Genomic DNA, 24274 nt, shown 5'->3' with positions numbered 1-24274 from the left:
CGTCCCAGGCGATCGCTGTTTGATTAGCGCTTCGAGAACTGGAACGACTTACGAGCTTTCACCTTGCCGTACTTCTTGCGTTCGACAACGCGGCTGTCGCGCGTCAGGAAGCCCTGCTTCTTCAGCACACCGCGCAACTCCGGCTCATAATAGGTGAGAGCCTTGGAGATGCCGTGACGCACGGCACCGGCCTGACCCGAGAGACCGCCGCCAGCGACGGAAATACGGATGTCATACTGCGTGGCGCGGTTCGCGAGATCGAGCGGCTGCTGCAGAAGCATCTGCAGAACCGGACGTGCGAAGTAGGCCTTATAGTCTTTCTCGTTGACCGTGATCGTGCCCTTGCCCGGCTTCAGCCAGACGCGAGCGACGGCATTCTTGCGCTTACCCGTTGCGTAAGCGCGGCCGAGCTTGTCGAGCTTCTGCGTGCGCACCGGCGCCGCTTCGGGCTCCGAGCCCTTGACGGCCGCGAGATCGGCGAGGGTCTTTGTTTCGGTAACCATGGATATTAGACCCTCACGTTCTTGCGGTTGAGCTTCGCGATATCGAGCTTTTCCGGGTTCTGCGCTTCATGCGGATGCGCGTTGCCCTTGTAGACGCGAAGGTTGCGCATGATCTGGCGATGAAGAGGCCCGCGGGCGAGCATGCGCTCAACGGCCTTCTCGATGATCCGTTCCGGATGCTTGCTGTCGAGAATCTGCTTCGGCGTCCGTTCCTTGATGCCGCCCGGATAGCCGGTGTGCTTGTAGTAGACTTTGTCTTCGCGCTTGGCGCCGGTGAAGACGACCTTCTCGGCGTTGATGACGACGATGTTGTCACCGCAATCGACGTGCGGCGTGTAGATCGGTTTGTGCTTGCCCTTGAGGCGCGTCGCGATGAGAGCGGCGAGGCGGCCGACAACGAGCCCTTCGGCGTCGATGAGGACCCACTTCTTCTCCACCGTGGCCGGCTTGGCGACATAGGTAGACATTATATTGAAGCTCCTTGGCGGATGGCTCCGCGCCCAGACGGCTGGTCGCGTGGCGTTCCGAGAAGCGGCGTGAATACGCAGAAATACCGATCCTTGGCAAGAACAATTTCTAGTTTCGAATATTATATAGCAAAATCAACCAGATAATAAATACGGTAAAATAACACCACATTACGGTATTAAAATACCACCTCACTCCAGCCCCATCCATGCCGCCGTGCAAGCCTTGTTCATGGGCGGTGCAGGGAGCATGGATTAAATCCCACACTGATCTTCGCGCGCCACACCGGGACCGAAATCTGAAAGCGGAACGGCGGAAGCTTTCTCGTTATCGTCCGAGTGGGCGTAAGAGGTCGCGGGGCAACAGGTCCGCGTGATGCGGAAAGTGTACTGGAGGAACACGATGTCGGTCTTTCTGGCCAAGGCGGCGCTGCGCACGATCATCGGAGGGCTCGCTCTCGCTGCCAGCGTGACACTGGCGGACGCCGAAGATGTCGCCGCACCGACCAATCCTCCGGCCGCGCAGGGCAATGCCAGCGGCTCGGACGCGCCTGCTCCCGACGATGTGAAGCAGATCAAGCTGACCGACGATCAAGTGACGCGCTTCATCGCCGCGCAGGCCGACCTCGCGGCGATCGCCAGCAAAATCCAGGCGGCGGGTGACAAGCCCGATCCAGCACTCCAGTCAGAACTCGAAGGCATCGCCAAGAAGCACGGCTTCAAAACCTTCGCCGAACTGGATGACGTGGCCGCGAACATCTCGATCGTCATGGCCGGACTGGACACCGGCACCGGCAACTTCGTCGATCCGGTTGATGCGCTGAAGAAAGAGCGCGAGGAAGTCGAGAAGGACACGACGATCCCAGACGCCGACAAGAAGCAGCTTCTTGACGAGTTGAATGAAGCGATCGGCACGACGCCGCGCCTCCAGTACAAGGAGAACGTCGAGATCGTGAAAGCGCATCGCGCCGAGATCGAGAAGGCGTTACAGTAGCGAAACGCTCGTTGACGGGCGTCACGCACGGAGTGCCCGAATGCAGGATCTTTCGCCCGTAGCTGCCCCGCTGGTCCTCGCCGAGACCGTTGAGCCCGGCATTGTACGGCTGACGCTCAACCGGCCTGCGGCGCGTAACGCGCTTTCCCGCGCTGTCATTCGCGAACTGCACGATACCGTCGAGCGTTTGGGCGCCGATCTGAGCGTCGCCGTCATTATTCTTGCAGCAAGTGGTAAGGTCTATTCATCCGGCCACGATCTGAAAGAAATGACCGCGCACCGCGTCGATTCCGATGGCGGCGAGGCGTTTTTCCGCGAAACGATGACGGCCTGCTCTGCAATGATGCGCGCCATCGTCGCCTGTCCGAAACCGGTTATCGCCGCGGTCGAGGGGCGCGCCACCGCCGCCGGCTGCCAGCTCGTCGCAACCTGCGATCTCGCCGTCGCTGCCGAGACGGCCGACTTCGCCACGCCCGGCGTGAATATCGGCCTTTTCTGCTCGACGCCAATGGTCGCGCTCTCCCGCAACATCTCGCGCAAGCGTGCGATGGAAATGCTGCTGCTAGGCGAAGCGTTGTCTGCGGCGGATGCGCTGAGCTTTGGCCTCGTCAATCGCGTCGTGGCGCCGGACAAAGTCATGGACGAAGCGCTGAGCATGGCGCGCATCATCGCAGCCAAATCGAAGGCGACCGTCGCCATCGGCAAAGCGGCGTTCTATCGCCAAGCGGAGATGCCGCTCGACGACGCCTATGCCTATGCCAGCGAGGTGATGGTCAACAATATGCTGACGGCCGACGCCGGTGAGGGGATCTGCGCCTTCATCGAAAAGCGCCACCCCGAATGGAAGGACAAGTGATCTTGTCCATTGACAGTTTGGACGACGCCGAAATCCGCGCCATCCTTGCGCGCGTCGAAACATTTGCAGTAGTCGGAGCATCTCAGAAACCCGAGCGGCCGAGCTACGACGTGATGCGGTTTTTGATCGCCAAAGGCTACACAGTGAAACCCGTCAATCCCGGCATCGCCGGTAAGACCATTCACGACCAATTGGTCCATGCGACGCTGGCCGACGTTCCTCCGCCCGCCGACGTCGTCGATATTTTCCGCAACTCCGACGCCGTTCCCGCGATCGTCCGTGAGGTGATCGCCGAGAAGGACCGTCTGGGCGTGAGCGTGATTTGGATGCAACTCGGCGTCATTAATGAAGATGCCGCAGCCGAAGCCCGCGCCGCCGGTCTGACCGTCGTCATGGACCGCTGTCCGAAAATCGAATTCAGCCGCCTGATGCGCCGATAATTCGACATTCTTTGGTTGGGTGATGGGCTATGCCCTGGATATAAAGCTTATTCCAATTCGGTCCGAAGCCCTCACCGCGTCATCCTGACGTCCTAAATCTTCCGCAAGGCTATGCCCATTTAATCGCGTTAGCGGATTTCGTGCCTACCTCGCTGTTCCCTGCGGAACATTCAAAAGGCCGCCGAGGTAGGAGACTTTGCGTTCGCCTCGCAAATGGGGCATATGCCTTCTGAGATCCCGGAGCGATATAAAGATGAAGTCGGGTGCCTTGACGTCCGTGAAACTGCCAGCCGATTGGTCGGTCGAGACCATTCTTCCCATCGACTTTCAGGGCAAGGAGTTGATGCTCGAAGCGCACGCCTATCAGGGCGATAGCGAAGAAGAGCAGGTCCTGGCCCTTATCCATCGCGACCCGACGGCCGTTAATGGCTCAGCGCCCGTTCCCGTGGTCCGCGTCCACTCCGGCTGCGTTACGGGCGACATATTCCATTCGCTCCGCTGCGACTGCTATCAGCAACTCCAGGCCGCGCTGAAGATCGTCAGTGAGGTGCCCTACGGCGCCATCATCTATGTGCCCTATCACGAGGGCCGGGGGATTGGCCTATTCAAGAAGATCCAGGCTTACGCGCTGCAAGACCAGGGCTTCGACACCGTTGAGGCCAACATCGAAGTCGGTGCTCCGATCGATAGCCGCGATTATGGTTTGACGGCGCGTGTCCTGCGCGACCTCGGCATGCCGGAGATCAAGCTGCTGTCGAACAACCCGGCCAAGGAGCAGGCTCTCAAGCAGCACGGCATCCGCATCGCCGAGCGTCTGCCGCTCGTCGCCGCGCCGAACAAGTTCAATCAGCGCTACCTCGACACCAAGCGCGCCCGTATGGCCCACAAGCTCTGACGCTTTTTCCTCTCCCGTGGGACAGGGCCATGCTTCCGCACCGGACCATCACGCCACTGGTTCTCGCGGCTTTTCCGTCGTCTTCGGCACCGTGAAGCCGCCCTCGGCCACGAGCCGGGAGAAGAGCCCACCCCGCTCCGCGAGTTCGGTGAACTGGCCATGCTCAACAACTTTGCCCTGATCCAGGACGAAGATCTGATCCGCATCCGCAACGGTCGACAATCGATGCGCTATGACGAACGTCGTCCGGCCTGTGCGCAGCGTGTCGAGCGCGCGCTTGATCTTCGCCTCGGTCTCAGAATCGAGCGCGCTCGTTGCTTCGTCGAGAATGAGGATCGGCGCGTCCTTCAGGATGGCACGGGCGATGGCGATGCGTTGGCGTTCGCCGCCCGACAAAGCCAGTCCGCGCTCGCCGATGACAAAATCGTATCCGTCCGGCTTGCGCATGATGAAGTCGTGCGCTTCGGCCAGACGGCTCGCGTGCTCGACCTCGGCATCCGTCGCGCCCGGTTTGCCGATGCGGATGTTCTCGCCGATCGAACGATTGAAAAGTCCCGCATCCTGAAACACGACGGCGATATTGCAGCGCAGCGATGCGAGCGTCACACCAGCGATGTCCTGCCCATCAATCAATACCCGCCCCGAGCTGGGTTTCAGGAATCGTTGGAGCAAGCCAATCGTCGTCGACTTGCCCGATCCTGTCGGTCCGACAAACGCAACCGTTTCGCCGGCCTTCGCCGCGAACGACAAGTCAGTGATGCCCTGCGGGCTGCCGTCGTAGCGGAAGTTGACATGGTCGAACGCGACGGCGCCTTCAACGGCCGCAAGCGGCTTTGCGCCGGGCGCGTCGCCAACCGCGCCGACTTCATCCATCAAATCGAACAGAGCCGTGATCGTCGGCGCTTGCTGATCTATGCGCACGGCAAAACCCGAAAGCTGATCGAGCTTCGAGATCAGCAGCGTCGCAAAAGCCACGAAGCTGACGATCTGCCCGACCGTCAGCTCGCCGCGTCCGACGAGAATGGCGCCCGCCGTAAAGATGACAACCATCGTCAGCGTTGCCGCCGAACGCTGCATCACGGTCAACACGCCCCACCACGTCAGCACCGGGTACTGAGCCGACAAAAGATCGTTCGCGAGTCCGCGCAGCGCATCGGCTTCGGCTTTCAGCCGTCCGTAGCTCTGCACCACAGTGACGTTGCCGACGACATCGACCACGCGGCTCGACAGCGCCGTCTCATGATCTTCGACCGCGGCCTGCCCGACTGCGGTCCGCTTGACGACGAAGACGTGCATCAACGTGTAGGCGCCGGCGAGCGCCACCAGGATCGTCGCCATCCGGACGTCCATGGCGAACGCTGTCGGCACCAGAAGGATAATGCCGAACACGGTCGCCAATTGCTCGCGCATGACGCCGAGCCACAACCAGAACAACGCGCTCATTCCCGACAAAATTGTTCGGATCGTTGCGCCCGAGCCGCGGGCCGCGTGGGCGCTTTGCGGCAACGAGATTGTCTTTTCGAAAACGCTCGCCAGATGCGCGAGCTTCTGCCGGTGCGCCAGCCGGTCGGCATTGATACCGACGATGACGCCGGCGATAATGCCGAACAGTCCCAGCAGCGCCCAAAGTCCGATATAGACGAAGGCGCTTTCACCTTTGCTCAGGGCATCGACGACGCGCCCGAACAGAATGGGCTCGGCAAGTTGCGTGACGGCGATGACGACGCCGGCGGCCGCAAGACCCATCGCCAGATATTTCTCGGATGCGAGCAGGGCGAGCGAGCGCGTGTAGATTGCGATCAGGCCGAGCGGTTTCGTCGTCATGTCGGGATGCTATGAGAGGATAATGGAGAGGGCATGGAGAACGCCGGTAACACAGGTGAATTGCGCTGCATGCAAATCAACCGTGGACGGCTCAATTGGCGGTTGGCTCTTCGGCTCCAATGCTCCTTGCGCTCGGTTTTGCACCTTATAGCACGCTAAGACTCTATGACATCCGCTAAAAACCATGAGACAGGGATGTTCGACGCCATTTTGAGCGCATCGCCTGAACGTCCGTTCATCGTCGCCCAGCTCGGACAATCCCTCGACGGGCGCATTGCGACGACGCATGGCGAGTCACGCTGGATCAACGGCCCGGCGGCCCTCGATCACCTGCATCGCCTTCGCGCCCACGTCGATGCCGTCGTCGTCGGCGTAGGAACGGTGATCGCCGACGATCCGCAACTCACCGTCCGCCGCGTCGAGGGTCAGCAACCCGTCCGCGTCATCATTGATCCGCGCGGACGCCTCCCGGCATCGGCCCGCTGTCTTTCCGTCAGCAACAGGCCATGCCTCGTTATCGGAGATCATGAACGCGTCGTTCCGGAAGGTGCCGAACTGCTGGTCGTCGCCTCAACGGAAGGGCGCCTGGCGCCGTACGCCATCGTCTCGGCGCTTTTCGCGCGCGGCTTCAGGAAAATTTTGGTGGAAGGCGGCGCCGCGACGGTTTCGAATTTCATCGATGCAAATATGGTTGATCGTCTTCATATCCTTGTCGCGCCAATGATATTGGGTTCAGGTATTCAAGGACTTTCGCTGTTGCCCGTCGACCGGCTCGGCGATGCGTTGCGGCCAGAAACGACGGTGCATGTTCTTGACGGCGGCGACGTGCTGTTTGATTGTGATTTGAGGCATCAACGGAGAGGATAGCGGCATGGCCCAAGATCCGAAATATGCTCTCCCGACCTACACGCCGACGGCGCGCGCCTTTCATTGGCTGATCGCGCTATTGATTTTCATTCAATTCCCCCTCGGCTTCTACATGTCGTACCGCGGCAATGAGATGCCGTCGGTCAACGAAAAGGGCGAACCGGTCAAAGGCGTGTGGGATGCGCTGACCGGCTATCTTTATAGCTCACATAAGTTGCTCGGATTGATTGTGCTGACGCTCGTCGTGCTGCGGCTGCTCTACCGGCTGACACAGGGCGCACCGCGCTCCGACCCGACCGTGCCACCCGCATTGACCGGCATCAGCCATCTCGTGCACTGGGCGCTGTACGCGCTGCTGATCGCGGTTCCCGTTCTCGGCTATCTGGCGATCTCATACGGCGACTTTCTCGATATCTTCAATTTTCGACTGCCGATGCTGACAGTGAAGAATGATGACCTCTCGAAGGAAATCTTCGAGTGGCACGAACTGGGCGCATTCCTGATCATCGGCTTCGTCACGCTGCACATCATCGCCGCCGTCTATCACTATTTCGTCCGCAGGGATCGGGTGGTCGAGCGGATGATCCCCAAGCGGGTCGCCTGATAAAGGAAGCGCTTACTGAGGCGCCGCGAAGACGTCGGTATGCCCCACGAACGCTGCGCTGCGCGGCACGTTCACCCACGTCACGATGGTTTTCTCATCGACGCCGCCGTCTTCCGTCACGGCGACCGCGTGGCCGCGCACCAGTTCTTCGATCAGCATGCGATCGGCGCGATCGAGCCGCCATGGGCTCTCACCGGACAGCGCCAGATAGCCGTTGATGCGAAATTGATCGACGAGATGCGAACCAGCGAGAGGACCGGCTGCAGAGCCGAAGCCTTTGTCGCCCATCTGGTGACGCTGAAACGCTGCCGTCATTTGATTGTCGGCCGGCCGATGCGGTGTCCACTTCTGCAAGCCGTTATAGACGAGCGTCGCGTAGAACGCCGCTTTAGCGCTGACGACGGCTTTCGCAAGTTCGCGGATATAGCTCTCGGACGTCAGGTCGAAAAACGCCGACGCCGTGACGAGCTGAACACCCTCCGCGATCAACGCTTGCGTATCGTGTGCCAGATCCGCCGATTTGAAAATGACGCGAATTTTGCGTCCGCTTTTCTCTAGCTCCAGCGCGTCGCCGTCGGTCGTGTGCGTGTCGGCCCAACGCGTGAGTTTCGTGCGCGCAGCATCGAGCAATGCCGCGTCGCGATCGACAAGCGTCCACGTTTGCCGCGATGGCAAAAGGTGCGCCGTCGCGCGAAGATTGGCGCCTGTGCCGGAACCAAGGTCGAGGACGTTCAGTTCGTCGCGCAACGCAAAGCGAGCGGACACGGCGTTTGCGACTTGCGGATTACGTGCGCGCCTATCGGCCGCTTCGCGCAGGTCGAGCCATTCGGCGGAAAAGTCACTCACGGTCGAAGTCCCAGAATAACGGCAGCGATCCGGCGAGCCGTTTCGTGCCAGGTCGGAAGCGTCCGGCCCGCTTCCCAGGCAGCATCAGCGAGCCGGTCGCGGAGTTTTTTGTCCGTCAACGCACGTTGCAGCGCTGCTGTCAGTTCCGGCACGTTGCCAGCTTCGACATGCAGTGCGGCGGCTTCGCCCGCTGTGTCGGCCGCAGCACCGCCTGCTGCGAGCACGATGGGCAGTCCACGCGCCATGGCTTCCGCCAGCACCATGCCATATCCTTCGAAAAGAGACGCCGAGACGAACAGATCTGCGCTCTCGTAAAAGCGGTCGAGCGTGGCCGGCACGACCTTGCCCGCAAGCGTAACGCGATCTTCGAGCCCGTGCTTGCGAATGGCCTCTTGCACCGATTCGACAGCTTGCGGATGACGGTCGAGCGCGCCCGCAATTGTCAGCCGCCAATCGATGTCGGCCAGCGGCGCCAACGCTTCGACGAGAAGATCATAGCCTTTGCGCGGCATCACAGCGCCGACCGCGAGGATCTGCAGCGGCGCGCCGGTTCCGGTTGCCCGCTGCGCCGGATCGGTTCCGGGCTGCGCGACGGTGATTTTCTCCGACGAGATACCCATGTGCTCGGTTACGATCCGCTTCGTCGCGCGGCTCGTCACGATGATGTGGCTGGCGCGCCTTAGCGCTTGTTCTTCGCTGTCTTTCAATTCGACTTTGCGCGCATGCGGCAGGCCCGTTTCAAGAAACAGCGGATGATGCACGAGGCCGACGACGCGGCCCTTGATGGCATCGAGCACGTCGTTGGTGAAGGCGCCGAACGCCAAGCCATCGACGACGAGCACGGAATTTGCGGGCAATCCTGCAAGCGCCTGCCGCGCGTCCTCCAGATCGCTTTCGGTAGGATTGGGAAACGACGCGGGCAGCGCCAAGACCGAAACCGGAACGCCGAACGCCGGAAGCAATTCCATCACACGGCGATCGTAGGCGTAGCCTCCCGTCGCCGTTTTCAAGTCTCCTGGAATGGCGAATACCGCTTCAGCCACCGATCGGTCCCTCGTAGCTCGCGCGCGCCAGATCCGTTTCAGACAGCGTGACACGGACCCGCGCAAGCGTCTTTCCGTCGTCACCAAGCGCGCCGGACAGCGCCGCCGCCGCCATCTGGTCGAAGATATATTTGCAAAGGAATTCGGTCGTCGTCAGCACACCTTTGAACTGCGGCAGGGTGTCGAGGTTCTGGTAGGCGAGGGGCTTCAACGTTTGCCCCAGGACGTCAAGCGCCGCGCCGATATCGACGACGACATTCTGCGCCGTCAGCGCTTCGCGGAAGAACGCGACATCGACCACGAAGGTTGCGCCATGCATGTTCTGCGCGGGTCCGAAAAACGGATCCGGCAGCGAGTGGGCGATCATAATACGGTTGCGGACTTCGACGGAGAACATCTGAGCTTCTTCACCTGATGAGATTAATAGCGAATGACCGGCGGCAAGTCGGATGACGACCAGATCCGCGGCAACACCGATGGCAAATCGTCGAAATGCACCTCTTCCGAAACGAGCGCATCGAGACGGGCGTCATCCAATAGGGCAATGGCGCGCGCAAGGCGATCGGCGTGCTTCAGTGTTCCGCGGTGGCTCGGTGCGACGTGCCCGACCTGAGACGATACGATTTTCAAGCGCCGGCTGTGAAACGCGCCGCCAAGCCTCACCGTCACGGGTTCCGATCCATACCAGCTCATCTCAACGACCACACCTTCGAATGCGCAGGCGTTCAGCGCCGCCTCTAGTCCGGCGCTGGTCGCACTCGCATGAAAGACGATGCGATTATCCGTTGGCGCGTCCGATGGTGAAACGAACCGGATGCCGAGCGCTTCGGCAAGTCGTGCGCGCGCCGGATTGACGTCTAGGATCGCGACCTCCGTGCCCGCAATCCGCCGGGCGAGATAGGCCGTCAGCAGACCGACGATGCCTGCCCCGACGACGAGCACGCGGTCGCCAAGCGTCGTGCCCGCGTCCCAGTGGGCGTTGAGTGCCGTTTCTATATTGGCGGCAAGCACGCCCCGGCGCGACGGCACGACCTCGGGAAGCAGCGCCAGCATCGTCTCCGGTGCTTGAAAATAATCTTGATGCGGATGCAACACGAAGGCGCGACGGCCGATGAGCGTATCGGCGCCCGCTGTAACGACGCCCGTCGCCGAATAGCCGTATTTGACCGGAAATGAGAATGCTCCAGCCTGCAACGGCGCGCGCATGCGAGACCATTCGCTTTCCGGCACTTGACCGAGAGCGACGAGGCGTTCGGTGCCGCGACTGATCGCGGAATACTCGGCGGCAATCCGCACATGGCCAGGAGGCGGCGGAGCTAGGCGTTCGGTCCGGATTTCGGCCACGCCCGGCTTGACGTACCAGAGAGCGCGCGCAACCACGATCTGGCCTTGGCTGCGGCGGGTCGGCCGGGCGTTGGGTTCGAAGGTGCTCTGCGGGTCATTCATTGCGAAGGATTGGGTCCGTAATGACGATCGGTGCCGAGCGCGACGGGATGTCGAAGGCTGATGCTGTGGCAATAGTCGAGTGCGAGAGCCTTACGACCCCGGCGGGTCTCGATGCAAGAGCGACGCTGGCCCGGCGGCGTTGCACCGCTTTCATATTGAACACTGCAACCTGGCTCCTCATCGTGCTCGTCGCGGCACACGCTCTTGCCCACGGAGGCTGGACGCTGACGTCGGCGATCATGGTCATATGCGTGGCACTCGGTGTTCCATGGCCGATTCTCGGCTTCTGGAACGCTGTCATCGGCCTGTGGCAGCTTCATGGGAGCAGAGCGCAAAAGCGGACGAAATCTAACGGTGAAGCGGCATTTTGGACATCCATCAGCGAACCGCCGCCGATCACGGTTAACACCGCCGTTTTGATGACGGTCCGCAACGAGGACCCGGCTCGGGCGCTTCTCCGACTGAAGATCGTCAAGGCCAGCCTCGATCGCACATCCGATGCCGCGCGCTTTTCGTATTTCATTCTGAGCGACACCAACCGCGCCGACATCGCGGCTGAAGAGGAACGTCTGATCGCCGAATGGCGCGCGGCCGACGCGGATCGCGACAGGATCGTTTACCGCCGCCGCACCGAAAACACAGGCTTCAAAGCCGGGAACGTCCGCGACTTCGCCGCGCGCTGGGGCTCCGACTATGAGCTGATGCTGGCGCTCGACGCCGACAGCCTGATGACCGGCGAAACCATCGTCGATCTCGTCCGTATCATGCAAGCGCATCCCCGTCTGGGCATCCTGCAAAGCCTCGTCGTCGGCACGCCGTCATCATCGGCGTTTGCGCGCATCTTCCAGTTCGGCATGCGGCTCGGCATGCGCACCTACACGATGGGGCAAGCCTGGTGGGTCGGCGACTGCGGACCGTTCTGGGGACACAATGCGCTCGTGCGCATCAAGCCTTATGTCGAGCACTGCGCACTGGACGGTCTGCTCGGCGGCAAACAGATCCTCTCGCACGATCAGGTCGAAGCTGTTCTGATGCGTCGCGCGGGCTACGAAGTGCGTGTGCTGCCGGTCGAAGCCGGCTCCTATGAAGATAATCCGCCCGATCTCATCGAGTTCATGCAGCGCGATAACCGCTGGTGCCAGGGCAATCTGCAGTATGTTCGGCTGATCGGCCTGTCCGGACTGAAGCCGGTGAGCCGTTTCCAGCTTCTCTGGGCAATCCTGATGTTTCTCGGCGTTCCGGCCTGGACACTGTTCGCCGCCCTTTTGCCCCTTATGGTCTTAAACGCACAAAATGTCGCCGACTTCCCGTGGCATGTCGTCGAAATGCTTTATGTCATGCTGATTGTCATGCACCTCGCGCCGAAACTTGCAGGAATTGCCGATGCGATCATGACGCCGGGAGAGGTTCGCCGCTTCGGCGGGAGCGCCCGTTTTTCGCTGAGCGCGGTCGGCGAAATTTTGTTTTCGCTCATTCTCGGTTCCGTCACGACAATTCGCACCTCAATGTTTATGATCGCGCTCGTGTTGGGGAAATCGATCGCTTGGAATGGACAACAGCGCGACGGCACGGGGCTTTCGTGGCGCACAGCCATAGAGGCGCTATGGCCGCAGCTCGTGTTCGGCATTTCGCTCTATCTGGCACTGGCCGTTATTTCTCCGCGACTGCTGCTCTGGAGCCTGCCACTGACGGCAGGATATCTGCTCGCCATTCCGTTTGCGTTTTTCACGGCGAGCCCGGCGGTCGGCCGCTTTTTCCGCCGCCACGGTATCGCAGGCATTCCCGAAGATTTCGCGCCGCCCGCCGAGATACGCGCCCTTGAGGCTGGACGGTAGCGGAATGGTCTCGCAAGCGTTGCAGGGCGTCATGCGATCGCTGCGGGTCTATCTCGGTCCCGATGCGCCGCGCGAGGCCATGGACGATCTCTATCGCCGCTTCATCGAGCCGGGCGCACTCGTATTCGATATCGGCGCCCACGTCGGTGATCGGGTCTCGTCGTTTCGACGTCTCGGTGCTCGCGTCATTGCGGTCGAACCGCAGCCGCTGCTGTATTCTGCGCTCAATCATCTGCATGGCCGAGATCCGCTCGTCGAGATCGTTGATCGCGCCGTCGGAGCCGATGCCGGCATGCACGAGCTGTTCGTCAACACCGCGAACCCGACCGTTTCGACCTTGTCGGAAGACTTCGTGCATCAGGCCGAAGGCGCGCGCGGCTGGGAAGGCCAAGTCTGGGACGCGCATCTGCTGATCGAAATGGTGACGCTTGATGGGCTCATCGCGCGTTACGGCCTTCCTGCGTTTATCAAGATTGATGTTGAAGGCTTCGAAGATGCAGCATTGCGCGGACTTTCGCAGCCGGTGAAGGCGCTGTCGTTCGAATTCACAACGATTGCCCGCAGTGTCGCGATGGCATGCTTCGATCGCCTTTCGGGACTTGGCGACTATCGCTACAACTGGTCACTCGGCGAAACTCAGAATCTCACGTTCGATCGATGGCTCACGGACGCCGAAATTGCCGAATACCTGAGCAATCTGCCGCACGATGCGAATTCGGGCGACGTTTATGCGATGCTCGCGCCATAATGAACGCGTGACCTGAAATCGGAGAATTGAATGCCATCGTACGTCCGCTTGCTTGGCCTGATGTTGATCTCGCTCGTTGTTCCTTTCTTATCGGTGCAAGCAGCGTCACTCGATGGCTTGGCCGTCGATGTCGAGAACCAAAGCGAGCCTGTGCTTTGCGCTGAGAAGGACAACGTTGCGGTCGCATTCTCCAATCCCGACGTTCGTTCGTTCCGTATCGAGGCCGCGCACCCGGTCTATCTCTCGTCATCCATGCGCAGCAACATCGAGCCCGACTGGACGGCTTGCGATATGTCTAGCGATCCCATCTACAAGTCTGCGGAAAAGCCAAAAAAAATCACCCTCGTCGGCGAACCGAACTTGTGGCTGGTAGGCTATACCTATCCCTCGTTCTGGCGCCCATCGACCGCGACCGTGCGGGTCGGCAAGAAGGTCTATAAGAATATCCATCTGCTGCAGGTGTGGGTCATCAAGAAGGGGCGTGCCGATGAGGTCCTCGTGCTCTATCCGCAGGATGGCTACTGGCGTCCGCGTCCGATGACGCCGCGTAACATGAGCATCACCGCCTATGGCTCGTCGTTTCTCGTTGGTCCGATCGAAAAAGACGGGCGGCCGCTCGTGAAAATCAAGGAAGCTGTCTTTGAGCCGCAAAAGCGCCAGTTCGACTTGTCATTCGAAAAAGGGGGCAGCGCCACGGTTCGCATCGCGAGCGTCGACAGCAACCGCTTAGCGCTCGACGTCGCATTCGATCATGGTGTCAGCGGCGGGCCGTTCGCGATGCTGCGCTCGATGTACGTCACGGAATTCAACAACGACACCGCGCGCATCGCAGTGCGCGAGCAAGGTGCCAAAGGCTGGCGCGAAGACAACATCATGAAGTTCGATCACGCCCGCGCAACCGACATCTGGATCGGGCGCCTGACACCGTCGCAGCACAACACGACGTCGCCTGACGTGGTCTTCAACAGCTTCTCGGATGGCCCGTCGCCGAAACGGCCAAAGTCCGAGGTGCCGACCGAAGTCTCGACCAAGCCGATCAAGTAACGCCGGCCGCTCTTACAAGGTGAGTTCGAGCATTGCGCCAATGGCGGGCGGCGCGTCGTCCGTGAACAGATCGGCAAGCTTCGTCGCCGACAGGTCGATGCCGTCGACCGTCTCGTGGCGGTGAATGCCCGACGCGATGAAAAGGGCGTCGCAGCCATAGTTCTGCGCGCCTTTGATATCGGTGCGGATGGCGTCGCCGATGACGAGGATCTTGTTTTTCTCGACGTTTTTGTCGCGAAGCCCCTCGGCCTTGCGATGCGCCGTCTCGTACGCGCTGAGATAAGGCTTGCCCGCCCAATAAACGACGCCGCCCATCTTCTCGTAGAGGTCGGCGATGGCGCCCGCGCAATAGAGCAGGGTGCCACCGACATCGACGATCAAGTCCGGATTGGCGCATACGAACGGTAAGTCTTTTGCAAGCGCACGTTCGAGGGTGCCCTGGTAATCTTCCGGCGTCTCTCGCCGGTCGTCGTTGAGTCCCGTGCAAATGATCGCTTCGGCATCCTCCAGCTCGACCGAGCGGGCTAGAAGCGCGGAGAAAAGCGCCTGATCGCGATCCTGCGGGCCGATGCAGAAAAGCTGCTGGAACTTCTTCTCCTCCAGGTGATGAAGCGCAATATCGCCCGACGACACGATGTCGTCCCAGGCGCTTCTGGGCACATGCCGGGAATCGAGCATGTCCGCCACACGCTTCTTCGGAACCGGCGCATTCGACACCAGAATGACGGTGCCGCCGCCGGCGCGAAATTTCTCAAGCGCGCGGCACGCACCCTCGAACGCCGTGACGCCATTGTGAACCACGCCCCAGACATCGCAAAAGATGACGTCGTAACGGCTCAATAGCGGACCGGCGTGCGCCAAGACGGGAGGGACCTTGGACGTGTCGCGAAGCGATGATGTCGGCAAATCAGATCTCAATGAATGATACGGCGCCTGTGTCCGCGTGTTGCTCGGCTCTCTGATAGCCAAGGTTGAGCGTCAGTTAAAAGCGGCACATTGGGCAGGCAAGTTCATTCCCGCCGTCTCCGTAGAGTGCGCCGCATCTGATCTTTACGGAAAGATCCGCCCAAATGCTGTTTCCCTCTGTCGTCACTCGCCGAGAGTCGCGTTAGGGTGGCGCCGCCTGCGGGAAATCCGCACGGAAGACGGGCCGAAGGAGAGGAAGCACCATGCTGGTCGTGACGACGAACGAGATTCAAGGCTACCGCATTGTCCGTCACCTCGGGCTGGTTCGTGGCTTGACGGTGCGCTCGCGCAGCGTCGTCGGCAATCTGGGCGCGGCGATTCAGATCTTTTTTGGCGGCAACATCTCGGTTTACACCAAGCTCGCCGAGCATGCGCGCCAAGAAGCCTTCGACCTTCTCGTCGAGCACGCCCAGAGCATGGGCGCCAACGCTGTCGTCGCGATGCGCTACGACGCCAACGAAATTGCCGCCGCAGTGACTGAGGTCCTGGCCTACGGATCGGCCGTCGTCATCGAGCCGGTGGATGGGCAGGGGAAGGGAACAACCCAAATCGGCGGCCCCTGGAGCGGCCCCGACGGTAGCCGATAGAAAAAAGGCGCGAGCGGGGCTGACAAGCCCTCAAACTTCGGTTAAGGGTGCACGCCCCGAAAGAGGCTGCTCGACGGCTGGCTCTTGCCTGCGTCAGTACTAGGGGTGTAGCTCAATTGGTAGAGCGTCGGTCTCCAAAACCGAAGGTCGGGGGTTCGAGACCCTCCGCCCCTGCCAGCCTCGTGGAGTTTGATCTGCCGACCGGCCCCGGAAAACACCGAGGTCGGGTGCGGCATGTTGTCGCTTATGCGCGCAGAAAGCAGTTTTGATGGCGAAGTTCAATCCCATAACCTTTATGCAAGAGGTTCGGCAGGAAGTCGCGAAGGTAACTTGGCCGACATGGAAAGAGGTGTGGATCACGACTTTGATGGTGCTCATCATGGTCGCGCTCGCCTCTGTTTTCTTTTTGCTTGTTGATCAGGCGCTGAGCCACATCGTGCGTTTGGTCTTAGGGGTGGGCACCTGATTTCGGCTCGCATGATTGGTTTAAGTGACGCGCCAGAGGGCCTTTGAGAATGGTTGTCGCGCAAGAACGCGAAGAAAAAGCAACGGTTGCCGGTACGCGCTGGTACATCGTGCACGCATACACGAATTTCGAACGCAAGGTGGCGGACGCGATCCGCGAGCGCGCGAAAGCGGGCGGCCTTGAAGGTCTCTTCGAAGAGATCGTCGTTCCGACGGAAGAAGTCGTCGAGATCAAGCGCGGCCGCAAGATCCCGACCGAGCGGAAGTTTTTGCCGGGCTACGTGCTCGTCAAAATGAAGATGACCGACGCGGCGTTCGTGATGATCAAGAACACGCCGAAGGTCACGGGCTTCCTCGGTGCGGACAACAAGCCGATGCCGATCCCGGAAGCTGAGGCAATGCGCATCCTGAACCAGGTGAAGGAAGGCGTTGAGCGGCCGAAGCCGACGATCACATTCGAGGTCGGAGAGAACGTCAAGGTCGCAGACGGCCCGTTCGCTTCGTTCACCGGCATCGTCGAAGAAGTCGACGAGGAGCGCTCACGTGTGAAGGTCGCCGTGTCGATCTTCGGGCGGCCGACGCCGGTCGAACTCGAATTTACACAGGTCGAAAAGATCGCAGCCTGACGGTGCTCAGCAGCGCCTAGGGCAAGACGAGAATTCCGGCGGTTCGCCGCCGGAGCCCGCATCGGGATTTTGGTTCGGATGCGGTCGATGTGCGGGAGGGCAGGCTTTCCACTTTGGGAGGCTCGCCCGTTGAACCGCTAACCCTGAGCATCGTGCCGTTTGGGTGCGGGCTCTAACAGTGAAGGGGAACTATGGCGAAGAAAATTGACGGCTTTATCAACTTGCAGGTACCGGCTGGGGCGGCCAATCCGTCGCCGCCGATCGGTCCCGCGCTTGGTCAGCGCGGCGTGAATATCATGGAATTCTGCAAGTCCTTCAATGCAAAAACGAAGGACCTGGAACAGGGTACACCGATTCCCGTGAAGATCACGGTCTACTCCGACCGTTCGTTCACGTTCGAGATGCGTCAGCCGCCGGCGACGTACCTCATCAAGAAGGCCGCTGGCCTGCGTCCGACGGGCAAGGGCGGTCAGGGTTCGAAAGAGCCGGGTCGCATTGTTGCCGGTCAGGTCACGATTGCGCAGCTGAAAGAGATTGCTAAGGGCAAGCTCAAGGACATGAACACCGACGATATCGACGCCGCCGCTCGCACGCTTGCGGGCAGCGCACGTTCGATGGGCCTCAAGGTGGTGGAGTAGTCCGATGGCAAAAGCTCAAATCAGCGCTGAAAAGATCAAAGAAACGCGCGACGCCGGTGGCAAGCGCATGCTTGTCGTCAAGCAGGGCCTCCCCGCGGGTAAAGCCTATGGCGTCGACGAAGCCGTGAAGATCATCAAAGAACGCGCCAAGGCGAAGTTCGATGAGACGATCGAAGTTGCCGTCAACCTCGGCGTCGATCCCAAGCACGCCGACCAGATGGTCCGTGGCGTGTGCAACCTGCCGAACGGCTCGGGCCGCACGGCGCGCGTTGCCGTGTTCGCTCGTGGCGCCAAGGCCGATGAAGCGAAGGCTGCCGGAGCGGACGTCGTCGGTGCGGAAGACCTCGTCGAAATCGTCTCGAAGGGCACGATCAACTTCGATCGCTGCATCGCGACGCCGGACATGATGGGTCTCGTCGGACGTCTCGGTAAGGTCTTGGGTCCGCGCGGCCTGATGCCGAACCCGCGTGTCGGCACCGTGACCATGGACGTCACCAGCGCCGTGAAAGGCGCCAAGGGCGGCTCGGTTGAGTTCCGCGTCGAGAAGGCGGGCATCGTGCACGCTGGCGTCGGCAAGGCGAGCTTCACCGAGGAGGCCTTGGTCCAGAACATCAAGGCGTTCGTCGACGCGGTCGTGAAGGCGAAGCCGACGGGTTCCAAGGGCACGTACCTCAAGAAGGTATCGCTGTCCTCGACGATGGGTCCGGGTTTGAAGCTCGACACAGCTTCGGTCGCGCCGGGACCGGCCGCCTAAGTTTGAAGAATTCCGGGGCAACCCGGAAAACCCTGGACCGGGGCGGTTTCGCTTCGGTCCGGAGCTGTCCGAGATTGTGGGTGCCGATCCGGCTTGCCGGTGACGCCTAAGTCTCTCCTCCGCGGGAGAGCCTGCATGAGACAGAAGTGGATCGGATTTGAGGCGATAAGCCAAAAAGTCCGGTTTGAACCTTCTGGGTCAGCACCGTGCCGCTACTCGCGGTCCACGGGAACGAGGACAGACTAACGTCGCCTGATCCCTCACCGGAGACGGCGGCAAAGGTGCAACCCGCGAGGCTTCGCAAATGAGGCTTCGCAGCAAGGAGACGAGACGTGGATAGAGCCGCGAAACGTGAGCTCATCGACAGCCTTCACACCACGCTGAAAAGCACGGGTGTGGTGGTCGTCGCCCACAACACCGGCATGGTGGCCGCTCAATCCGCAGAGTTCCGCAGGCGCGTTAAAGAAGCCGGCGGCTCTGTGAAGGTGGCCAAGAACAAGCTGGCGCAGCTCGCACTCAAGGATACCGACGCCGAGAAGCTTTCGGAGATTTTGACGGGGCCGACCATTCTGGCCTTCTCGCAAGATCCGATCGCAGCGGCGAAGGCGACCGTCACGTACGCCAAGGGCAACGACAAGCTCGTGATCCTGGGCGGCGCGATGGGCAAGACCATCCTTGACGCGAAAGGCGTGCAGGCCCTTGCCGAACTGCCGTCGCTTGATGAACTCCGCGCCAAGCTCATTGGCCTCCTCAACGCTCCGGCGACCAAGATCGCCCGGACCGTCAAGGAGCCCGGTGCCAAGCTTGCCCGCGTCATTCAGGCCAAGGCATCGAAGGAAGAGGCAGCAGCCTAACCCTCGGAAGTTGTGGGGCTTTGAGCCCTCGAAAAGCTACGCAGCACGGCCCAAAGGGGGTGCTGCAATTCAACCACTAGGTTCAAACCGGAAGGACACTATATATGTCTAAGATCGAGAAAATCGTTGAAGACCTGTCGGCACTCACCGTGCTCGAGGCCGCTGAGCTCGCCAAGATGCTGGAAGAGAAGTGGGGCGTTTCGGCTGCTGCTGCCGTCGCCGTTGCTGCTCCTGCTGCTGGCGGCGCTGCCGCTGCTCCGGCCGAAGAGCAGACGGAGTTCACCGTTATCCTGAAGTCGGGTGGCGACAAGAAGATCAACGTCATCAAGGAAGTTCGCGCCATCACGGGTCTCGGCCTGAAGGAAGCCAAGGACCTCGTCGAGGCTGGCGGCAAGACCGTGAAGGAAGGCGTTTCGAAGGACGAAGCCCAGAAGCTCAAGAAGCAGCTTGAGGATCAGGGCGCTGTCGTCGAAGTGAAGTAATTGACGATCAGCACCGGTCGGGTCGCTCCCGGCCGGTGCTGAGCCATGCATACCGCTCGTGGCGGCCGGCTCGCGGAATGCGAGTCGCCATGAGCAAACAAAACGGTTTTCCGGAGGGTCCTGGGGTTTTCGAGCCTCGAAAAAGGACCCTCCGGTGAACCGTTTCAAGAGGTCCCAGTTCTCCAGGGACCCTGAGCGCGTCGCATTTGGATCGCGGGACTACCCGCATACGAGAGCACGAAGGGACCGATATGGCTCAAACCCTCACCAGCCGCAAACGCCTCCGGAAGCAGTTTGGTTCTATCGGAGAAGTCGCGGAGATGCCGAACCTCATCGAGGTTCAGAAAGCGTCTTACGATGACTTCTTGATGGTCAAAGAGCCCCCGGGCGGCAGGCCGGATGATTTCGGCTTGCAGTCGGTGTTCAAGGGCGTTTTCCCGATCTCCGATTTCGCCGGCAAGTCGACGCTGGAATTCGTCAGCTACGAATTCGAGCCGCCGAAGTTCGACGTCGACGAGTGTATGCAGCGCGACATGACATTCGCAGCGCCGCTCAAGGTCAAGCTGCGCCTGATCGTGTTCGATGTGAACGAAGAGACGGGCTCCAAGTCGATCAAGGACGTCAAGGAGCAGGACGTCTACATGGGCGACATGCCGCTCATGACGTCGAACGGCACCTTCATCATCAACGGCACCGAGCGTGTGATCGTCTCGCAGATGCACCGCTCGCCGGGCGTCTTCTTCGACCACGATCGCGGTAAGACGCACTCGTCGGGCAAGCTGTTGTTCGCAGCTCGCATCATTCCGTATCGCGGTTCCTGGCTCGACTTCGAGTTCGACGCGAAAGACATCGTCTATGTCCGTATCGATCGTCGCCGCAAGCTGCCGGTGACGACGATGCTCTATGCCTTGGGCCTCGACGACGAAGAGATCCTCGCGCACTTCTACAAGCACATCTCGATCAAGGAATCGAAGCGCGGCTGGAAGATGCCGTTCCTGCCCGAGAAGTTCCGCGGCGTTACTCCGCAGTCCGACATCGCCGACGCTAAGACCGGCGAAGTGATTGCGCGCGCTGGCGAGAAGATCACCGCACGCCGTTCGCGCGAGATTGCCGAAAGCGGCGTCAAGGAAATCCTCATCTCCGCTGAGGACCTCGCAGGCCGCTTCATCGCCGAAGACATCGTCGATATGGAGACGGGCAAGATCTTCGCCGAAGCCGGTGACGAGCTTGATGAGAATCTGTTGGCCGAGCTCAAGGAGCAGAAGGTCAAGGAATTCCACATCCTCGACATCGACTACGTCAACACCGGCGCGTTCATCCGCAACACGCTCAACATCGACAAGAACGCCAATCAGCAGGAAGCGCTGATGGACATCTACCGGGTCATGCGCCCGGGCGAGCCGCCGACCATCGAAGCGGCGACCGCGCTGTTCCATGGCCTGTTCTTCGATCCCGAGCGTTTCGATCTCTCGGCCGTCGGCCGCGTGAAGATGAACATGCGCCTCGAACTCGATGCGCCCGATACGATGCGCGTGCTGCGCCGTGAGGACATCCTCGCGGTCGTGAAGACGCTTGTCGATCTGCGCGATGGCAAGGGCGAGATCGACGACATCGACCACTTGGGCAACCGTCGCGTTCGCTCCGTCGGCGAGCTGATGGAAAACCAGTATCGCGTCGGCCTGCTCCGCATGGAGCGCGCCATCAAGGAGCGCATGTCGTCGGTCGATATCGACACGGTGATGCCGCAGGACCTGATCAACGCCAAGCCGGCAGCGGCCGCGGTGCGCGAGTTCTTCGGCTCGTCCCAGCTCTCGCAGTTCATGGACCAGACGAACCCGCTGTCGGAAATCACCCATAAGCGCCGTCTCTCGGCTCTTGGACCGGGCGGTCTGACGCGTGAACGCGCGGGCTTCGAAGTCCGCGACGTCCATCCGACGCACTATGGCCGTATCTGCCCGATTGAGACGCCGGAAGGCCCGAACATCGGTCTGATCAACTCGCTCGCGACGTTCGCGCGCGTGAACAAATACGGCTTCATCGAAAGCCCGTACCGCAAGGTCATCAACGGCCGCGTCACCGACGAGGTTGCGTACCTCTCCGCCATGGAAGAGATGCGCCATCACGTTGCGCAGGCGAACGCTGCCATCGATGCCAAGGGCAAGATGACGGAAGACCTCGTCACCGTTCGCTACCAGGGCGACGTGATGCTCGTTCCGACCGACAAGGTCGATTACATCGATGTGTCGCCGAAGCAGCTCGTGTCGGTCGCGGCCGCGCTCATCCCGTTCCTTGAGAACGACGACGCCAACCGCGCGCTCATGGGCTCGAACATGCAGCGTCAGGCCGTGCCGCTGATCAAGGCGGAAGCGCCGCTGGTCGGCACCGGCATGGAAGAGCGCGTGGCGCAGGACTCGGGCGCTGCCATCGCGGCACGCCGTACGGGCATCGTCGACCAGGTCGATGCAACCCGTATCGTTATCCGCGCAACGGAAGAGCAGGATCCTTCGAAGCCGGGCGTCGACATCTATCGTTTGCGCAAGTTCCAGCGTTCGAACCAGAACACCTGTATCAACCAGCGGCCGCTGATCAACGTCGGCGATCACGTCAAGGCAGGCGACATCATCGCTGACGGTCCCTCGACCGAACTCGGCGAGTTGGCGCTCGGCAAGAACGTGCTCGTCGCGTTCATGCCGTGGATGGGCTACAACTTCGAAGACTCGATCCTGATGAACGAGCGCGTCGTCTCCGAAGACGTGTTCACCTCGATCCACATCGAGGAATTCGAGGTCATGGCTCGCGATACGAAGCTCGGACCTGAGGAAATCACGCGCGATATTCCGAACGTCTCGGAAGAAGCGCTGAAGAACCTCGACGAAGCCGGCATCGTCTACATCGGCGCCGAAGTCCATCCGGGTGACATTCTGGTCGGCAAGATCACGCCGAAGGGCGAAAGCCCGATGACGCCGGAAGAAAAGCTTCTGCGCGCCATCTTCGGTGAAAAGGCGTCCGACGTTCGCGATACGTCGCTGCGTCTGCCGCCGGGCGTCGCCGGCACGATCGTCGAAGTCCGCGTCTTCAATCGCCACGGCGTCGAGAAAGACGAGCGTGCGATGGCGATCGAGCGCGAAGAGATCGAGCGTCTCGCAAAAGACCGCGACGACGAGCTTCAGATCCTCGACCGCAACGTCTACGCCCGTCTGAAAGACGCGCTGATGGGCAAGGAAGTCGCGAAGGGTCCGAAGAACGCCCGCAAGGGTACGATCATCGACACCGTGATCCTCGACGACATTCCGCGCAGCCAGTGGTGGGAAATCGGTCTTGCCAATGAGAAGGCGCAGGCCGAAGTCGAAGCCATCCAGAAGCAGTACGAAGACGCCAAGAAGGGCCTCGGTCTGCGTTTTGCCGACAAGGTCGACAAGCTGCAGCGCGGTGACGAGCTGCCGCCGGGCGTGATGAAGATGGTCAAGGTCTTCGTCGCGGTGAAGCGCAAGATCCAGCCGGGCGACAAGATGGCCGGCCGTCACGGCAACAAGGGTGTCGTGTCGATGATCGTCCCGTCGGAAGACATGCCGTTCCTCGAAGACGGCACGCCGGTCGACGTCGTTCTGAACCCGCTCGGCGTGCCGAGCCGCATGAACGTCGGACAGATCCTCGAAACGCATCTTGGCTGGGCGTGCCGCGGCCTTGGCCGCATGATCGACGATGCATTGCATCAGTTCCACGAGAGCGGCCAGGCGCAGGCTCTCCGCGAACAGATGGAGCGCGTTTACGGTCAGGACGTCATCAAGTCGTCGTTGAAAGACGATGAGCTTGTGGGCGTCGCTCAGAACCTGCGGACGGGCGTTCCGATCGCGACGCCGGTGTTCGACGGCGCGCGTGAGAAAGACATCGTCGAAATGCTGCAGCTCGCAGGTTTCGATACGTCAGGTCAGGTGACGCTGTTCGACGGCCGCACGGGCGAGCCGTTCGATCGCAAGGTCACCGTCGGCTACAAGTACGTTCTGAAGCTGCACCACCTTGTCGACGACAAGATCCACGCTCGCTCGATCGGTCCGTACTCGCTCGTCACCCAGCAGCCGCTGGGCGGTAAGGCGCAGTTCGGCGGCCAGCGCTTCGGCGAAATGGAGGTCTGGGCTCTGGAAGCTTACGGCGCCGCCTACACGCTGCAGGAAATGCTGACCGTGAAGTCGGACGACGTCGCCGGCCGCACCAAGGTCTACGAGGCGATCGTCCGTGGCGACGATGCGTTCGAAGCCGGCGTGCCGGAAAGCTTCAACGTGCTCGTCAAGGAAATGCGCGCGCTGGGTCTCAACGTCGAGCTCGTCAACAGCGAGCTGCCGCAGATCGAAGCAGAAAACGATCAGCCGGAGACGCCCGAGGAACCCCAGGCGCAGCTTCCGCCAGCGGCTGAATAACGAACATCGAAGACGATCTCCGCCCCCCGGGAAGGGCGGAGATCGGCAAAACACGACCACTAAATTCCACGGGCA

Annotated in this window: 25 protein-coding genes and 1 tRNA gene; 18 read left to right on the top strand and 8 right to left on the bottom strand. The window is 61.0% G+C overall.

The genetic code is table 11. The annotated features are described in order from the left end of the window. Positions 1-23: 23 nt before the first annotated feature. Together rpsI and rplM are read right to left on the bottom strand one after the other, a co-directional pair. Positions 24-503 (bottom strand): 30S ribosomal protein S9, encoded by a 480-nt coding sequence (gene rpsI / locus RLW41_RS00415; RefSeq protein WP_013948225.1) that lies wholly within the window; start codon positions 501-503, stop codon positions 24-26. A gap of 5 nt (positions 504-508) precedes the next feature. Beyond that, complete coding sequence (rplM, locus tag RLW41_RS00410; RefSeq protein ID WP_414463058.1) at positions 509-970, bottom strand: 50S ribosomal protein L13; 462 nt, start codon at positions 968-970, stop codon at positions 509-511. A gap of 403 nt (positions 971-1373) precedes the next feature. On the opposite strand from rplM, the gene RLW41_RS00405 reads away from it, so the two are divergent. From RLW41_RS00405 to RLW41_RS00390, 4 genes are all read left to right on the top strand, one after another. Then, positions 1374-1964 (top strand): hypothetical protein, encoded by a 591-nt coding sequence (locus RLW41_RS00405; protein ID WP_414463057.1) that lies wholly within the window; start codon positions 1374-1376, stop codon positions 1962-1964. 40 nt (positions 1965-2004) lie between these two features. Continuing rightward, positions 2005-2820, top strand: coding sequence for an enoyl-CoA hydratase (locus RLW41_RS00400; RefSeq protein WP_414463056.1), 816 nt, complete (start codon positions 2005-2007; stop codon positions 2818-2820). Positions 2821-2822: 2 nt separating this feature from the next. Then, the gene (locus RLW41_RS00395) at positions 2823-3260 is read left to right on the top strand and encodes a CoA-binding protein (RefSeq protein WP_414463055.1); all 438 of its coding nucleotides are present in this window, start codon (positions 2823-2825) and stop codon (positions 3258-3260) included. A gap of 253 nt (positions 3261-3513) precedes the next feature. Next, positions 3514-4155 carry a GTP cyclohydrolase II gene (locus RLW41_RS00390; RefSeq protein WP_409560385.1) on the top strand — a complete coding sequence of 214 codons (642 nt, stop codon included), beginning with the start codon at positions 3514-3516 and terminating at the stop codon, positions 4153-4155. Positions 4156-4203: 48 nt separating this feature from the next. Here the strand turns inward: RLW41_RS00390 and RLW41_RS00385 are convergent, their stop codons facing one another. Next, complete coding sequence (locus RLW41_RS00385; RefSeq protein ID WP_414463054.1) at positions 4204-5979, bottom strand: glucan ABC transporter ATP-binding protein/ permease; 1776 nt, start codon at positions 5977-5979, stop codon at positions 4204-4206. Between the two features lie 195 nt (positions 5980-6174). On the opposite strand from RLW41_RS00385, the gene RLW41_RS00380 reads away from it, so the two are divergent. After that, complete coding sequence (locus RLW41_RS00380) at positions 6175-6846, top strand: RibD family protein (RefSeq protein ID WP_414463053.1); 672 nt, start codon at positions 6175-6177, stop codon at positions 6844-6846. A 4-nt stretch (positions 6847-6850) separates the two neighbouring features. Beyond that, positions 6851-7450 (top strand): cytochrome b, encoded by a 600-nt coding sequence (locus RLW41_RS00375; protein WP_414463052.1) that lies wholly within the window; start codon positions 6851-6853, stop codon positions 7448-7450. A 12-nt stretch (positions 7451-7462) separates the two neighbouring features. Here the strand turns inward: RLW41_RS00375 and RLW41_RS00370 are convergent, their stop codons facing one another. Genes RLW41_RS00370 through RLW41_RS00355 form a run of 4 tightly spaced genes read right to left on the bottom strand, consistent with a single transcriptional unit; the run spans position 7463 to position 10785 of the window. After that, the gene (locus tag RLW41_RS00370; RefSeq protein ID WP_414463051.1) at positions 7463-8296 is read right to left on the bottom strand and encodes a methyltransferase domain-containing protein; all 834 of its coding nucleotides are present in this window, start codon (positions 8294-8296) and stop codon (positions 7463-7465) included. Continuing rightward, positions 8293-9339, bottom strand: coding sequence for a glycosyltransferase family 4 protein (locus RLW41_RS00365; protein WP_409560382.1), 1047 nt, complete (start codon positions 9337-9339; stop codon positions 8293-8295). The genes RLW41_RS00370 and RLW41_RS00365 overlap by 4 nt, the downstream gene beginning before the upstream one ends. Then, positions 9332-9736 (bottom strand): 6-pyruvoyl trahydropterin synthase family protein, encoded by a 405-nt coding sequence (locus tag RLW41_RS00360; protein WP_409560381.1) that lies wholly within the window; start codon positions 9734-9736, stop codon positions 9332-9334. The genes RLW41_RS00365 and RLW41_RS00360 overlap by 8 nt, the downstream gene beginning before the upstream one ends. Positions 9737-9759: 23 nt before the next feature. After that, the gene (locus tag RLW41_RS00355) at positions 9760-10785 is read right to left on the bottom strand and encodes a zinc-dependent alcohol dehydrogenase (RefSeq protein WP_414463050.1); all 1026 of its coding nucleotides are present in this window, start codon (positions 10783-10785) and stop codon (positions 9760-9762) included. A 20-nt stretch (positions 10786-10805) separates the two neighbouring features. Between RLW41_RS00355 and mdoH the strand changes: the two genes are divergently transcribed. Genes mdoH through RLW41_RS00340 form a run of 3 tightly spaced genes read left to right on the top strand, consistent with a single transcriptional unit; the run spans position 10806 to position 14412 of the window. Then, positions 10806-12620: a glucans biosynthesis glucosyltransferase MdoH gene (gene mdoH, locus RLW41_RS00350; RefSeq protein ID WP_414463049.1), complete on the top strand. Its 1815-nt coding sequence runs from the start codon at positions 10806-10808 to the stop codon at positions 12618-12620. A gap of 4 nt (positions 12621-12624) precedes the next feature. Beyond that, positions 12625-13368, top strand: a complete 744-nt coding sequence (locus RLW41_RS00345) for an FkbM family methyltransferase (protein ID WP_414463048.1) — start codon at positions 12625-12627, stop codon at positions 13366-13368. 30 nt (positions 13369-13398) lie between these two features. Then, positions 13399-14412, top strand: a complete 1014-nt coding sequence (locus tag RLW41_RS00340) for a hypothetical protein (protein ID WP_409560377.1) — start codon at positions 13399-13401, stop codon at positions 14410-14412. 12 nt (positions 14413-14424) lie between these two features. Here RLW41_RS00340 and RLW41_RS00335 read toward each other — a convergent pair whose 3' ends face one another. Then, positions 14425-15318 (bottom strand): TIGR01459 family HAD-type hydrolase, encoded by an 894-nt coding sequence (locus RLW41_RS00335; RefSeq protein WP_414463047.1) that lies wholly within the window; start codon positions 15316-15318, stop codon positions 14425-14427. Positions 15319-15581: 263 nt separating this feature from the next. Here RLW41_RS00335 and RLW41_RS00330 point away from each other — a divergent pair, with 263 nt between their 5' ends. From RLW41_RS00330 to rpoB, 9 genes are all read left to right on the top strand, one after another. Beyond that, positions 15582-15965 carry a YbjQ family protein gene (locus tag RLW41_RS00330; protein WP_409560375.1) on the top strand — a complete coding sequence of 128 codons (384 nt, stop codon included), beginning with the start codon at positions 15582-15584 and terminating at the stop codon, positions 15963-15965. Positions 15966-16066: 101 nt separating this feature from the next. Next, positions 16067-16142 (top strand) — tRNA-Trp (locus tag RLW41_RS00325). Between the two features lie 91 nt (positions 16143-16233). After that, positions 16234-16431 carry a preprotein translocase subunit SecE gene (gene secE / locus RLW41_RS00320; protein WP_013948205.1) on the top strand — a complete coding sequence of 66 codons (198 nt, stop codon included), beginning with the start codon at positions 16234-16236 and terminating at the stop codon, positions 16429-16431. Positions 16432-16480: 49 nt separating this feature from the next. Further along, positions 16481-17056 (top strand): transcription termination/antitermination protein NusG, encoded by a 576-nt coding sequence (gene nusG, locus RLW41_RS00315; RefSeq protein ID WP_409560374.1) that lies wholly within the window; start codon positions 16481-16483, stop codon positions 17054-17056. A 191-nt stretch (positions 17057-17247) separates the two neighbouring features. Continuing rightward, positions 17248-17694: a 50S ribosomal protein L11 gene (rplK, locus tag RLW41_RS00310; RefSeq protein WP_013948203.1), complete on the top strand. Its 447-nt coding sequence runs from the start codon at positions 17248-17250 to the stop codon at positions 17692-17694. A gap of 67 nt (positions 17695-17761) precedes the next feature. Then, positions 17762-18448, top strand: coding sequence for a 50S ribosomal protein L1 (gene rplA / locus RLW41_RS00305; protein WP_409563275.1), 687 nt, complete (start codon positions 17762-17764; stop codon positions 18446-18448). Positions 18449-18780: 332 nt separating this feature from the next. Further along, positions 18781-19302 (top strand): 50S ribosomal protein L10, encoded by a 522-nt coding sequence (gene rplJ / locus RLW41_RS00300; protein ID WP_013948201.1) that lies wholly within the window; start codon positions 18781-18783, stop codon positions 19300-19302. Positions 19303-19406: 104 nt separating this feature from the next. Next, the gene (gene rplL, locus RLW41_RS00295; RefSeq protein ID WP_013948200.1) at positions 19407-19784 is read left to right on the top strand and encodes a 50S ribosomal protein L7/L12; all 378 of its coding nucleotides are present in this window, start codon (positions 19407-19409) and stop codon (positions 19782-19784) included. A 251-nt stretch (positions 19785-20035) separates the two neighbouring features. After that, positions 20036-24199 (top strand): DNA-directed RNA polymerase subunit beta, encoded by a 4164-nt coding sequence (gene rpoB, locus RLW41_RS00290; protein WP_414463046.1) that lies wholly within the window; start codon positions 20036-20038, stop codon positions 24197-24199. The last annotated feature ends 75 nt before the right edge of the window (positions 24200-24274 follow it).

Source organism: Hyphomicrobium sp. DY-1, assembly GCF_047497105.1.
GTDB lineage: Bacteria > Pseudomonadota > Alphaproteobacteria > Rhizobiales > Hyphomicrobiaceae > Hyphomicrobium_B.
This window is presented reverse-complemented; position numbering and strand designations above follow the sequence as displayed.

Excerpts from the sequence above, each read along its gene's own strand:
- rpsI (WP_013948225.1), bottom strand. The coding sequence starts at position 503 with ATGGTTACCGAAACAAAGACCCTCGCCGATCTCGCGGCCGTCAAGGGC.
- RLW41_RS00400 (WP_414463056.1), top strand. The coding sequence starts at position 2,005 with ATGCAGGATCTTTCGCCCGTAGCTGCCCCGCTGGTCCTCGCCGAGACC.
- RLW41_RS00355 (WP_414463050.1), bottom strand. The coding sequence starts at position 10,785 with ATGAATGACCCGCAGAGCACCTTCGAACCCAACGCCCGGCCGACCCGC.
- RLW41_RS00405 (WP_414463057.1), top strand. The coding sequence starts at position 1,374 with ATGTCGGTCTTTCTGGCCAAGGCGGCGCTGCGCACGATCATCGGAGGG.
- rplK (WP_013948203.1), top strand. The coding sequence starts at position 17,248 with ATGGCGAAGAAAATTGACGGCTTTATCAACTTGCAGGTACCGGCTGGG.
- rplA (WP_409563275.1), top strand. The coding sequence starts at position 17,762 with ATGCTTGTCGTCAAGCAGGGCCTCCCCGCGGGTAAAGCCTATGGCGTC.
- RLW41_RS00340 (WP_409560377.1), top strand. The coding sequence starts at position 13,399 with ATGCCATCGTACGTCCGCTTGCTTGGCCTGATGTTGATCTCGCTCGTT.
- rpoB (WP_414463046.1), top strand. The coding sequence starts at position 20,036 with ATGGCTCAAACCCTCACCAGCCGCAAACGCCTCCGGAAGCAGTTTGGT.
- rplM (WP_414463058.1), bottom strand. The coding sequence starts at position 970 with ATGTCTACCTATGTCGCCAAGCCGGCCACGGTGGAGAAGAAGTGGGTC.
- RLW41_RS00380 (WP_414463053.1), top strand. The coding sequence starts at position 6,175 with ATGTTCGACGCCATTTTGAGCGCATCGCCTGAACGTCCGTTCATCGTC.
- RLW41_RS00345 (WP_414463048.1), top strand. The coding sequence starts at position 12,625 with ATGGTCTCGCAAGCGTTGCAGGGCGTCATGCGATCGCTGCGGGTCTAT.
- mdoH (WP_414463049.1), top strand. The coding sequence starts at position 10,806 with ATGACGATCGGTGCCGAGCGCGACGGGATGTCGAAGGCTGATGCTGTG.
- RLW41_RS00390 (WP_409560385.1), top strand. The coding sequence starts at position 3,514 with ATGAAGTCGGGTGCCTTGACGTCCGTGAAACTGCCAGCCGATTGGTCG.
- RLW41_RS00330 (WP_409560375.1), top strand. The coding sequence starts at position 15,582 with ATGCTGGTCGTGACGACGAACGAGATTCAAGGCTACCGCATTGTCCGT.
- RLW41_RS00385 (WP_414463054.1), bottom strand. The coding sequence starts at position 5,979 with ATGACGACGAAACCGCTCGGCCTGATCGCAATCTACACGCGCTCGCTC.
- RLW41_RS00375 (WP_414463052.1), top strand. The coding sequence starts at position 6,851 with ATGGCCCAAGATCCGAAATATGCTCTCCCGACCTACACGCCGACGGCG.
- rplL (WP_013948200.1), top strand. The coding sequence starts at position 19,407 with ATGTCTAAGATCGAGAAAATCGTTGAAGACCTGTCGGCACTCACCGTG.
- nusG (WP_409560374.1), top strand. The coding sequence starts at position 16,481 with ATGGTTGTCGCGCAAGAACGCGAAGAAAAAGCAACGGTTGCCGGTACG.
- secE (WP_013948205.1), top strand. The coding sequence starts at position 16,234 with ATGGCGAAGTTCAATCCCATAACCTTTATGCAAGAGGTTCGGCAGGAA.
- RLW41_RS00360 (WP_409560381.1), bottom strand. The coding sequence starts at position 9,736 with ATGTTCTCCGTCGAAGTCCGCAACCGTATTATGATCGCCCACTCGCTG.